The 10,473-nt window shown below is 72.8% G+C and carries 15 protein-coding genes; 5 read left to right on the top strand and 10 right to left on the bottom strand.

Features of this window, described 5'->3' with window-relative positions; translation table 11 throughout:
• From GTR00_RS22880 to GTR00_RS06350, 3 genes are all read left to right on the top strand, one after another.
• Positions 1–995: MmyB family transcriptional regulator (locus tag GTR00_RS22880; RefSeq protein ID WP_456077710.1), on the top strand; the 995-nt coding region annotated here is incomplete at its 5' end.
• A complete protein-coding gene (locus tag GTR00_RS23580) occupies positions 988–1,281 on the top strand; it encodes a carboxymuconolactone decarboxylase family protein (protein WP_166610792.1) in 294 nt (97 codons plus the stop codon). The genes GTR00_RS22880 and GTR00_RS23580, both read left to right, overlap by 8 nt.
• A 112-nt stretch (positions 1,282–1,393) precedes the next feature.
• On the top strand, positions 1,394–2,389 hold the full coding sequence (locus tag GTR00_RS06350) for an aldo/keto reductase (protein ID WP_166610793.1): 996 nt from the start codon (positions 1,394–1,396) through the stop codon (positions 2,387–2,389).
• A 42-nt stretch (positions 2,390–2,431) separates the two neighbouring features.
• Here the strand turns inward: GTR00_RS06350 and GTR00_RS06355 are convergent, their stop codons facing one another.
• The 3 genes from GTR00_RS06355 to GTR00_RS06365 form a co-directional block, all read right to left on the bottom strand.
• A complete protein-coding gene (locus tag GTR00_RS06355) occupies positions 2,432–2,692 on the bottom strand; it encodes a hypothetical protein (protein ID WP_166610794.1) in 261 nt (86 codons plus the stop codon).
• A 63-nt stretch (positions 2,693–2,755) separates the two neighbouring features.
• A complete protein-coding gene (locus tag GTR00_RS06360) occupies positions 2,756–2,902 on the bottom strand; it encodes a hypothetical protein (RefSeq protein ID WP_166610795.1) in 147 nt (48 codons plus the stop codon).
• 166 nt (positions 2,903–3,068) lie between these two features.
• Positions 3,069–4,007 (bottom strand): AraC family transcriptional regulator, encoded by a 939-nt coding sequence (locus GTR00_RS06365; RefSeq protein ID WP_166610796.1) that lies wholly within the window; start codon positions 4,005–4,007, stop codon positions 3,069–3,071.
• 181 nt (positions 4,008–4,188) lie between these two features.
• On the opposite strand from GTR00_RS06365, the gene GTR00_RS06370 reads away from it, so the two are divergent.
• Positions 4,189–4,956 carry an SDR family NAD(P)-dependent oxidoreductase gene (locus GTR00_RS06370; protein ID WP_166610797.1) on the top strand — a complete coding sequence of 256 codons (768 nt, stop codon included), beginning with the start codon at positions 4,189–4,191 and terminating at the stop codon, positions 4,954–4,956.
• A gap of 68 nt (positions 4,957–5,024) precedes the next feature.
• A complete protein-coding gene (locus GTR00_RS06375) occupies positions 5,025–6,026 on the top strand; it encodes an NAD(P)-dependent alcohol dehydrogenase (protein WP_166610798.1) in 1,002 nt (333 codons plus the stop codon).
• A gap of 54 nt (positions 6,027–6,080) precedes the next feature.
• On the opposite strand, the gene GTR00_RS06380 is transcribed toward GTR00_RS06375, so the two are convergent.
• The 7 genes from GTR00_RS06380 to GTR00_RS06405 all read right to left on the bottom strand — a co-directional run.
• The gene (locus GTR00_RS06380; protein WP_166610799.1) at positions 6,081–6,479 is read right to left on the bottom strand and encodes a DUF2255 family protein; all 399 of its coding nucleotides are present in this window, start codon (positions 6,477–6,479) and stop codon (positions 6,081–6,083) included.
• A gap of 4 nt (positions 6,480–6,483) precedes the next feature.
• Positions 6,484–7,152 (bottom strand): SDR family NAD(P)-dependent oxidoreductase, encoded by a 669-nt coding sequence (locus GTR00_RS06385; RefSeq protein ID WP_166610800.1) that lies wholly within the window; start codon positions 7,150–7,152, stop codon positions 6,484–6,486.
• Between the two features lie 113 nt (positions 7,153–7,265).
• A complete protein-coding gene (locus GTR00_RS24860; RefSeq protein ID WP_276610014.1) occupies positions 7,266–7,394 on the bottom strand; it encodes a hypothetical protein in 129 nt (42 codons plus the stop codon).
• Positions 7,395–7,398: 4 nt separating this feature from the next.
• Positions 7,399–7,764, bottom strand: a complete 366-nt coding sequence (locus GTR00_RS24865; RefSeq protein ID WP_323132267.1) for a cyclophilin-like fold protein — start codon at positions 7,762–7,764, stop codon at positions 7,399–7,401.
• Between the two features lie 151 nt (positions 7,765–7,915).
• A complete protein-coding gene (locus GTR00_RS06395) occupies positions 7,916–8,971 on the bottom strand; it encodes an NAD(P)-dependent alcohol dehydrogenase (protein ID WP_166610802.1) in 1,056 nt (351 codons plus the stop codon).
• A gap of 631 nt (positions 8,972–9,602) precedes the next feature.
• The gene (locus GTR00_RS06400) at positions 9,603–10,022 is read right to left on the bottom strand and encodes a (R)-mandelonitrile lyase (protein WP_323132268.1); all 420 of its coding nucleotides are present in this window, start codon (positions 10,020–10,022) and stop codon (positions 9,603–9,605) included.
• Between the two features lie 68 nt (positions 10,023–10,090).
• Positions 10,091–10,473, bottom strand: a 383-nt coding sequence (locus GTR00_RS06405; protein WP_166610803.1) for a zinc-binding dehydrogenase, incomplete at its 5' end; no start/stop codon positions are given.

Consider the following 10,473-nt stretch of genomic DNA (forward strand, 5'->3'; position numbering starts at 1 on the left):
GCTGGGCGCAGTTGAGCACCCACCTGCTGCACCTGCTGGAGGCGATGACCGGCGCTCCCGCCTTCGTGCGTAACGGCCGCCTGGACGTGCTCGCCGCCACCGCCCTGGCCCGGGCCCTGTACTCACCCGCCTTCGAGGAGCCACCCGCAGGCGCCTCCAGCAGGGGCACCGGCAGCGGCACCGGCGCGGGTTCCAGCAGTGCCGGTGAACCGGTGAACCTGGCCCGCTTCTGCTTCCTCGACCCCCACGCTGAGGACTTCTACCCCAACTGGAACGACGCGGCCGGGACCACCATCGCGCTGCTGCGCACCGAAGCCAGCCGCGATCCCCACGACGAGGACCTGACCGCGCTGGTGGGAGAGCTGTCCCTGCGCAGCGAGGACTTCCGAATCCGCTGGGCCGCCCACGAGGTGCGCCTGCACCGCAGCGGCACCAAGTCCTTCGACCACCCCGTCGTGGGCCGCCTCCAGCTGTCCTTCGAGGCCTTTCCCGTCACCAGTGACGCCCCCCTGACCCTGACCACCTACACCGCTCCACCTGCCTCCCCCGCAGCCGACGCCCTGACCTTGCTGGCCAGCTGGACGGCCACCCGCGCGGTCGAGGCCGCGGCGTCGTCCACCCAGGGTCCCACCCGCTCGGCGCCTACCGGCCGGCGCACGCAGGGCGAGCGTGCGCGCCGACGACCTGACCACCCCCTGAAGCAGAACACCGTGGAACTGCAGCACCCACGCCCCACCGTCAAGACGCCCGCCTCGGCGTTCACCCGTGCCGGCGACACCGTCGTCTGCCCGCCCGGCGAGGAGCACTGGCACGGCGCCACCGCGGACACCTTCATGAGCCATTTCGCGTTGCTGGAGGCGGGCCCGGACGGCTCAAACCCCACCACCTGGCTGGAAGCAGTTCCCGACGAGCAGTACGCCGCCGCCCAACCGCACGCACCGGCCGCGCCCACCGACACCACCGACCACCCCGGACACGAGGATCCCCGTGCGTGAGCAGGACCCCCAGGACCAGCAGCCCCGCCAGGTCGGTGGTGGCAGCCGCGCGGTCAGCGACACCGCACCGAAGCTGGCCACGCTCACCGACGACGTCCTCTTCGACGACGTCTGGAACCGCGAGTGCCTGGCCGCCCGCGACCGCAGCCTGATCACCGTGGCCTCCCTGGTCGCCGGCGGGGACGCCGAGCAGCTGCGCTTCCACCTGGGCCGCGCACGGGAGAACGGCCTCAGCGGGGCCGAACTGGTGGAGGCCATCACCCACCTGGCCTTCTACGCCGACTGACCCAAGGCCATGACCGCCGTCAAGGTCGCCGAGCAGGCCTTCACCGGCTAGGGACCCGGACCGGAGCGGGACCGGGGAAGACGATCGCAAGGACGACGAAGGAGACGACACGATGCAGACACGTACCCTTGGCACCACCGGCGGCGGCTTGACGGTCTCGGCTCTCGGGCTGGGTTGCATGGGCATGTCCCAGTCCTACGGGCCCAACCCCGGCAGCCGCCAGGAGATGATCGCCGTGCTGCGCGGCGCGGTCGAGCGCGGCGTGAGCTTCTTCGACACCGCCGAGGTCTACGGGCCCTACGTCAACGAGGAACTCGTCGGCGAGGCACTGGAGCCGCTGCGCGAGCAGGTGGTGATCGCCACCAAGTTCGGCTGGGACATCCAGGACGGGAAGCCGGTGGGCACGGACAGCCGCCCCGAGCAGATCCGCCGGGTCGCCGACGCCTCGCTGCGCCGGCTGCGCACCGAGCGCATCGACCTCTTCTACCAGCACCGCGTCGACCCGGCCGTGCCGATCGAGGACGTCGCCGGCGCCGTCGCCGATCTGATCGCCGCCGGCAAGGTGGCCCACTTCGGCCTGTCCGAGGCCGGCGCCGGCACCGTCCGCCGCGCCCACGCCGTGCACCCGGTCACCGCGCTGCAGAGCGAGTACTCGCTGTGGACGCGCGAGATCGAGGCGGAGGTCCTGCCCACCCTGGACGAGCTGGGCATCGCCCTGGTGCCCTTCAGCCCGCTGGGCAAGGGCTTCCTGACCGGCACCGTCGACACCAGCACCCAGTTCGCCGCCGGGGACATCCGCACCACCATCCCGCGCTTCAGCGAGGAGAACCGCGCGGCCAACCAGGCGCTGGTGGACCTCGTCGGCGAGGTCGCCGGCGCCCACGGCGCCACCCCGGCGCAGGTGGCGCTGGCCTGGCTGCTGGCCCAGCGGCCCTGGATCGTGCCCATCCCCGGCACGCGGCGGATCTCCCGGCTGGAGGAGAACATCGGCGCGGTCCAGCTGGAGCTGAGCACCGAGGACCTGACCCGCCTCGGCGAAGCGGCGCAGCGCCTCGGCGTGGCCGGCGCCCGCTACAACGAGGCCATGGAGAAGATGACGGGGCTGTGACCTCCTCGCTGCACCTGCTGCTCCAGCGGCAGGTGCAGCGAGTCAGCGCACCCGCGTTGCTGGCTCAGCTGTCGCACGAGCCAGGATCCGCACCGCTCGCGCGGCCTCATCGCCCACCAGCTTCACCTCGCTGCAGAAACCGCGCAGCTCGACGGGGCAGCCGCGAGCGGCACCGGAGCGCGGCAGGTGGGCGAAGCCGTGCACCACCGCGCTGAAGCCGCGCAGCAGCGGACCGGTCGCCCGCACATCGCCGGTGATGGTCGTCGCCGGTGACATCAGCAGGTCGAGCAGCGTGCGCGTCACCTCGCGGCGCTCGTCATCGGGAACGTCATGCAGCTCATCGGCGAGGATCAGCTCGAAAGCCGTTCAGTGCACCTGCTGGAAGCGCACGCAGGCGCAGGCGAGCACGGCCAGCTGCTCGACGGCGTCGTCCACCGCGCCACCTCCGGGGTGCAGTTCCTCCAGCGCCGCCTGCATCCCTGCGCGCAGTCGACGTCCCGCGTCCGTGACCACCGCCGGCGACCCCTGCACCTGGGACCTCACCGTCCCCTGAGCCTGAGCGCCGCAGGCGTCGTCCGGGCGGGCAGCTGGGAGGCAGCACGCCCCGACGTGCCGCTCCGGCCCTCACACCCGCACCACCCCGGGAAGCCGCAGCACTCCGCACCTGAACGCCGCGCGCTCACGAGGAGCTCGCGCCAGCGCGCTCGGTGCGTGCCGCGACGCGGTAGCGGGTGGGCGTGCTGCCGTGCTCGGCGCGGAACTGCCGGTTGAAGTTGGACAGGTTCGCGTACCCGACCGCCGCGGCGATCGAGGCCACCGGCTGCGAGGTCTGCGCCAGCAGCTTGGCCGCGTGCGCCAGGCGCAGCTTGCGCACCACGTCGGTGAAGGTCATGCCGGTGGCGCGTTTGAAGCGGCGCGAGAACGCCGACTCGCTCATGCCCGCCCTCTGCGCCGCCGTGGACAGGCGCACCGTGCCGGTGAGGTGGTCCACGACGTAGGCCAGCGCCGCGCTGACCACTTCGGCGGTCTCCGGATCACCCGCCGGCGCCTGCCAGATCCCCCCGATGAGGCGGCGCTCGTCCTCGGGTGCGCCGGCCATCAGGTCGAAGAGGGTGAAGATGTGCTGCAGCCGCCGGGCGCCGCTGGTCGATCCGATGCGCTCCAGCTCAGCCGCTCCCGCCAGCGCCGTTCGCCCGAGGAACTCGATGCCGCCGGCCGCCGCGGCCCACAGCGGCGCCAGATCGGCCAGTTCCGGCAGGACCTGCTCGCAGCGGCGCAGCCAGTCGCCGTGGAACTGGAAGACCACGTCGCGCCCGGTGATCACCTGACCGGGCCCCAGATCGCTGATCCAGTCGTGCGGGACTTCCGTGCCCACCAGCGCCAGGTGGCCGGTGCTGAAGAGCCCGATGCTGTCGCCGATGATGTAGCGCCCCGTGCCGGCGCGGATCAGGTGCACCTCGTACTCGGGGTGGTGGTTCCAGCGCGCGAAGGGGCTGGGGTAGTCGTGCACGTGCCAGCGCGCCGAACGGCCCGGCTCGGCCGGCACCACCTCGCGCACCGCGCGCAACGGCGCACGCGCCGCGCGGCGCGGCCGAGGGCTGGAGGAACTCGCATCCATGGTCATCCTCTCATGCGCGCCGGCGCCACGATCGGCGAGACGACACCATCCACGGACGCAAGAAAGTATCAGTAACGAGTCGCTGCGGCGCTAGAAGCCAGCGCGTACCCGGCTTAGCGTCGTGCTGACGGGGCGGCAGAGCCCGGGCATCGCGGCCCGGGCCCGGTGAGGGAGCTGAGCGGTGCGGCTGTTCGACAGGTTCGACCTGACGGGACGCGTGGCGGCGGTGACCACCAGCCCCGGCGGCCTCGGCGGTGGGCTGGCCCTGGCGCTGGCCCTGGCCGGCGCGCACGTGGTGCTGGTCGGCCCCGACGCCGAGGAGGGTGAGCACGAGGCCGCGAAGGTGCGCGCCGAAGGCGGGCAGGTGCTCTTCGTGCGCGCCGACATCACCGACCCGCAGCAGGTCGAGGACGTCCTGGCCGCCGCGCTGGAGCGCTTCGGCCGCCTGGACGTCCTGGTCAACGCCGCGGACGCCAGCGCTCCGGGCGCGGCGGCGCAGCTGCCGCGTCAGGAGTGGCGCCGCGTGATGAGCCTGAACCTGGATGCGTTGTGGAGCTGCTGCCAGAGCTTCGGGCGCCACTTCCTCGCCCAGGGCGGTGGCGTCATCGTCAACGTCGGCGCCCTGTGCGGGGTGATCGCCGGGCGCCCGCACTTCGACGCCGCCGCCGCCGCCTCCAAGGCCGCCGTGCACCACCTGACCCGTGCTCTGGCCGCGGAGTGGGCCGCTCAAGGGGTGCGCGTCAACGCCCTGGCGCCCGGCTACACCGTCACCGACGACTGCCCCGCCCTCGACCCCCGCACGCACCGGCACGTGCTCGAGGACACGCCGATGGAGCGTATCAGCACGGTGGAGGAGATCGCTCCCGCGGTCGTCTTCCTGGCCAGCGACGCCTCCTCCTTCATCACCGGCACCGTCCTGCTCGCCGACGGCGGCTACAGCGCCGGCTGATCGGCACCGGCCGGACGAGCGCCGGCTCTGCACCCCGAGCACCGACACCCCTGACCCTGGAGACCACCGTGAACCTCAGCGCCGTCCTGCACGCCCCCCGCCGGCTCGTCGTCGAAGACCGCCCTCAGCCGGCGCCCGGCCCGCACGAGGTGCTCGTGCGGGTGGAAGCGGTCGGCATCTGCGGTTCGGACGTGCACTACTACGAACACGGCCGCATCGGCCCCTACGTCGTGCAGGCACCGATGGTGCTCGGTCACGAGGCCGCCGGCACCGTGGTCGCCGTCGGGGAGGGCGTGGACCCGGCCCGCACCGGCCAGCGGGTCGCCCTCGAGCCCGGCGTGCCCGACCGCACGTGCGAGCAGTGCCTGGCCGGGCGCTACAACCTCTGCCCGAACGTGGTCTTCTTCGCCACCCCACCCGTCGACGGAGCCATCGCCCAACACGTGAGCATCGACGCCGCCTTCGCCCACCCGGCACCCGCGGGCTTGAGCTCCGAGCAGGCGGCCATGGCCGAACCCGTCTCGGTGGGGGTGTGGGCGGCGCGCCGCGTCCGCATCGCCCCTGGAGACCAGGTGCTGGTGACCGGCGCCGGCCCCATCGGCCTGCTGGCCGCGCAGGTCGCTCGCGCCTTCGGCGCCGACGCGGTCACCGTCACCGACGTCAGCGACTTCCGCCTGGAGGCGGCACGCCGGTTGGGCCTGCAGGTGCAGCCGGCCGCCGAGGCGCTGAGCGGCACCTTCGACGTGCTGCTGGAGTGCTCGGGGGCACCGGCCGCCTGGCGCTCCGGGCTGGCCGCACTGGCCCCCGCCGCCCGCGCAGTGCTGGTGGGGATGGGCGCCGACGAGCTGCCGCTTGACGTGGCGCTGGTGCAGGGGCGCGAAATCACCGTCACCGGCATCTTCCGCTACGCGGGCACCTACCCCACCGCGCTGGAGCTGCTCGCCTCCGGCCGGGTGCAGGTCGAGCCGATCATCACCCACCGCTTCGCGCTGCGGCGGACCGAGGACGCGCTCACCCTGTCCCGGCGTGAACCGCACTCGCTCAAGGCTGTCGTCCTGCCTCAGCGCTGACGCCGGCCGCGCCGTGTCCGACGATCCTGCCGAGGGGCGCAGGACGACGGCGGGTCAAGCGCCCAGTGGCAGGACTCGCAAGGTGGTGGCGGCCGGCCCGTCGGTGGTGATGGTGTGCACGTGGGGGCTGCGACGGCCGTACTCGTGCCGGTACGCCTCGTCCACCTCCTCGCGCCGGTCGCCGATCGCCTCGAAGGCAACCTCCCAGCGCCTCCCGTCGTGAGTGATCACCCCTGTCCCCCGCCGCCGAACCTGCTGGTACCACCGACCTCGCGCGCCCAGGTAGGACCGTACGCACAGCTGGTCGCCGACGCGGACGATCCAGATGGGCGTACCGCGTGCGCTCAGTCCGCTCTTCCCGGTGACGACACCGACCTCCGGCGCCCCTGCGAGCAGGTCGATCTCGGCGCTGTCCCACTCATCCGTCATTTTCACCTGCCCCGGTTCGTGCACCTCGTCACGCCGACGGCATCGGCGAGGAGAAGGTGCGGAAGCCTCCCCGCGTCGTGTGCAGCGTCCACAACGTGTCGGCGAGCAGGTCGGGGTCGTTGTCGGCATCCCCGGCTCGGATGGCGCCGGGGACGATGAGCTGGTGGACACCGATGCCCTCAGCTGCCAGTACCCCGTGCAGCATCTGCGCGTACGCGCCCTCCGCGGCGAAGGCGATGGAGGTACCGGCAACGCGCGCGTTCGGGCGCACCGCGCTGCCCCCGTTGACGAACAGGATCGTGCCTCGACCCAGCGCCCGCATCCCCGGCAGCACCTGCCGCACCGCCGTCACCGGCCCGAGGACGGAGAACTCGACGGCCGCGGTGAGCTCCTCCACGCCCGTGTCCAGCAGCGGCCGGAGGAAGTCCTGGTGCGGGATGGGGCTGTACTGCAACACCTCGATGGTCCCGAGCTCGCGCCCGGCCCGCTCCAGCACCTGCTGCAGCGCCGTGCGGTCGCGCACGTCGGCGGGGTAGCCCGCCACGGTGAGACCCTCACCGGACAGCTGCGTGGCGAGGTCTCGCAGCCGCTGCTCATCGCGGGCGATGAGCGCGACGTGGAAGCCCTCGCGGCCGAAACGGCGGCCGGCAGCAGCGCCCAGACCTGGGCCGGCCCCGATGATGGCGATGGTGGGCATGATGCTCCTCGAAAGACGTGCGAGGACGTGCGACGGTGGTGCGGGCCCCGGTGCGCCGGTTGCGCCTGGGACGGTTCGTGCAGAGTGCGGGGTTCGCCGTCGGGAAACCCCGCTCAGCGTCCGACGGGGAACGCGTGACGACGCGCCGAGGACGCCACCACCAGCGCGGCCAACGACAAGACGATCATGAGCAGCGGCAGGCTGGATCCGGCGGCACCACCACCGATGGCGATGGCCCCCACGACCTCACCGCACCACCTCCACCCTCACCGCCTCACCCTCCAACACCTCCAGCTGTTCGATCGCGGCCTCGTAGGTGCCCAGGTGCAGCGTGTCGTCCGAGTAGCCGATGCCTGAAGCGTCGTAGTAGAAACCCAGGTTGCCCCAGGGGGTGAAGTAGATCAGGTCGCCGTCCTCGGGGTCCGAGCCGGGCGTGCCGGCGTGCTGCAGCTCCCGAGGCAGGTAGCTGATCTTCTCGCGACCGGCCAGGTCCTGCACCGGCAGCGTCAACGGCAGCATCGACAGGAGGTCCCGGCTCGCCGGGCTGTCCTGACCGATCGTCACGTCGACGCTGGTGCGCGGTGAGGTGAAGCGCACCACGGTACCCACCACGTGCCGCGCCCCGGCAGTGGAAGCGGGAGGGGACGCGCTCGCCGGGTCGAGTGGCGCGCCCGGACCCGGGAGGCCGCAGGAGGCCGACGCGGCGGCGGCGAGCACCGCCGCCGCGAGCGCTGCAGGACGCAGCGACCTCACCACCGGCACCTCATCGCAGGGTCCGCATGTCGAGCACGTAGCGGTAGCGGGCGTGCTTGTCGACGACCTGCGGCCACAGCGCGCCCACGCGCTGCGCGGGCACCACCTGCACCTGCGGTCGCACGTCGTGATCGACGGCGAAGGCGAGCAGCTCGCGCAACTCACGCACGCTGCCGGTGTTGGCGCCGGCGATGGAGTTCTGCTGCAGCACCAGGGCCATGTTGGCGAACTCGTTGGGCGCCGCACCCAGGCCGACCCCGACCCGGCACAGGGTCGCCCCCCGCTTGAGCAGCTGGACGTAGGGGTCCAAGGCGTGCGCGTAGGGCACGGTGTCGAGGACGAAGTCCAGGCTGCGGGCGTTGCGGGCCATGAGGTCCGCGTCCTCGCCCACCACCACCTGGGTGGCGCCGAACCGGCGGGCGTCGCGTTCCTTGTCCGCGCTGCTGGTGAAGGCGACGACCTCGGCCCCCAGGGCGCGGGCCAGCTGGATCGCCAGGTGCCCCAGGCCGCCGACTCCCACGACGCCGACGCGCGAGCCGCGGGTGATGGCCCAGTAGCGCAGCGGGGTGTACACGGTCAGGGCCGCGCACATCAGCGGGCCGGCCTCTTCCAGGGAGATCTCGTCGGGCACCGCGACGACGTAGTCCTCGTCGACGACGATGCCGGTGGAGTAGCCGCCCTGGGGGTAGCCGCCGGGGTAGTCGCGCGCATCGGCGTACGCCGGAAGGGCGCTGGCGTAGGTTTGCACGTTGGTGTTCAGGCAGTACTGCTCGAAACCGTTCGCGCACTGCTCGCAGGTGCGGCAGGAGTCGACGAACGTGCCGACCCCGACCCGGTCCCCGACGCGGAACTTCGTCACCGAGGAGCCGACGGCGGTCACGACACCGGCGATCTCGTGCCCGGTGACCAGCGGGTAGCGCACCTGGCCCCAGTCGCCGCGCCCGGTGTGGATGTCGGAGTGGCACACACCGGAGTAGTGGATCTCGATCTGGACGTCACGGGCGCCCGCGGCCCGGCGCTGGAACCGAAAGCGGTGCAGGTCGTCGGTGGCGTCGAAACTCGCCATGCCCGTCACCTCCCACGGACTCGCGGCAGCGCCGGCCCCGGGTACCCGCGAGGTGGCTGCGGCCGGGACGGCCGCAGCGGTCGCGGACCCGGCGGCCAGGACGGTGCCTGCCGCACCGGCGAGGACACCTCGCCGGCCCACGGGTTCGTCGTTCAGCCACGTCCTCACCATGGTGTTCTCCTCGCTCGTCGTGCGTCTCATCGCTGTTCGGGTCGTGCTCACCTGCAGCCGCGGCCGGTGCGGGGAGGCGGGTCCGCCGGCACCACGTGCAGTGGGCCGCAGCGCTCCCCGTCTCGGCGTGCCCACGGCGAGCTGTGGGGTGCGGGGCTCGCGGGTCCACCAGACACGATGTCGCGCGCCGGTGGGAGACCCTGGTGAGGGGTGCACCGCCAGAGCACCCCGGGTGCTCGTGCGTGCACGTGTCTGCCGCTCACCAGGCTCAGGCGGCGGGTGCACTGAGCCGGGGTGCTCCTGCTCACCAGCCGGGCACGAGCCGGTGGTGACCGGTCGTGAGCGCTCCCGCTCCCGGTCTCGATGCGTCCCCAGCCCCACCGGGAGGTTCGAGGGCTGAGGAGCGCAACCGCGCGTCGGCGTCGGTGACGTCCACCACGGGCCGTCCGCCGCGGCACGTCTACTGCCGGGCTGGTTGCGCCGCCTGGTAGACGTCCTCGGCGACCGGCTCGAGCCAGGTGACCGGGCTGGGCGCCCCGCTCCCGTCGTCGGCGGACTCCTGGATCGCCAGGTGCGCGGCGAAGCTGTCTTCGGTGGCGCCGTGCCAGTGCTCCTCACCCGGCGAGCACACGATCGTGTCGCCGGCGCGGGCGCGCACCACCGACCCGTCGCGGGTGCCGACCAGGGCGACGCCTTCGGTGACGTGCAGCAGCTGGCCGAGGGGGTGCACGTGCCAGTGGGTGCGGGCGCCGGGGGTGAAGCGCACCAGCGCCACGCTGAGCCGGGACGGTGCCTCGCCGGTGGCGAGCGGGGTCATGAGCACCTGGCCGGTGAAGGTGGCGGTCGGGAACTGCGTGGCGCCGGGGGTGTTCAGCTGCACGGCTGCTCTCCTGTGTCCTCTGGTGCTTCGATCTCTGGTGTTTCGTCCGCCGGTGCGCCGGTCGGGGCTCAGGGCCGCAGGAGCACCTTGGTGGCGCGGCGCTCGTCCATCGCCCGGTAGCCCTCGGCCGCCTCGTCCAGGGGCAGCTCGAGGTCGAAGACCTTGCCGGGGTCGATGCGGCGGGTCCAGATCAGGTCGATCAGCTCGGGCAGGAAGCGGCGCACCGGCGCCGGGCCGCCGTGCAGGTGCACGTGGGTCATGAAGATGTCCTCCCCGGTGATGGCGACGTCGTGCAGCACGCCGACGAAGCCGACGTGCCCGCCGGGGCGGGTCGAGCCGATGGCCTGGTGCATCGACTCGTGGGTGCCGACGGCCTCGACGACCGAGTGCGCGCCCAGCCCACCGGTGAGCTCCTTCAGCTCGGCGATCCCTGCCTCGCCGCGCTCGGCGA

This window comes from Kineococcus indalonis (genome assembly GCF_009906395.1).
In the GTDB taxonomy this organism is placed as follows: domain Bacteria; phylum Actinomycetota; class Actinomycetes; order Actinomycetales; family Kineococcaceae; genus Kineococcus; species Kineococcus indalonis.